The organism is Thauera terpenica 58Eu (assembly GCF_000443165.1).
GTDB classification, from domain to species: Bacteria; Pseudomonadota; Gammaproteobacteria; order Burkholderiales; family Rhodocyclaceae; genus Thauera; species Thauera terpenica.
Genome location: NZ_ATJV01000019.1, coordinates 1 through 325, shown reverse-complemented (window position 1 = coordinate 325; position 325 = coordinate 1). Strand labels below are relative to the sequence as shown.

Sequence of the window (325 nt, the reverse complement as noted above, 5' to 3'; positions counted from 1 at the left end):
GGTAGAAGCGCGCCTTGGCGCCGCTGTCCGAGAGCTTGCGGCCCCGGTGCTTGACGCCTTCGTCTTGCTCCGTGAGCTTGCCGGTCCATTGCTCGGCCTGGTGGATCAGCGTGTCGATACGCTCGTTGCGCTGCTGGGTCTTCGTGGCCGCTGTCACTGGATCGTGCGCAACGACCAACCGCAGATCGTTCCAGGCGTGCTCCGAGATGACTTCCTGCGTGGCAGCGGTGCACTGTTGTGCGTGGAAGGGTTCGAGCAGGTCGATGAACTCGTTGTAACGCCGGCCCGGTACCGCGATGATGAATTCGAGCGGCTTGCCGCTGGC

The 325-nt window shown here is 64.0% G+C and carries 1 pseudogene; it reads right to left on the bottom strand.

Going from position 1 to position 325, the window contains the following annotated elements:
* A pseudogene (locus M622_RS0119820) lies at positions 1-325 on the bottom strand (IS1634 family transposase); the annotation flags it as partial.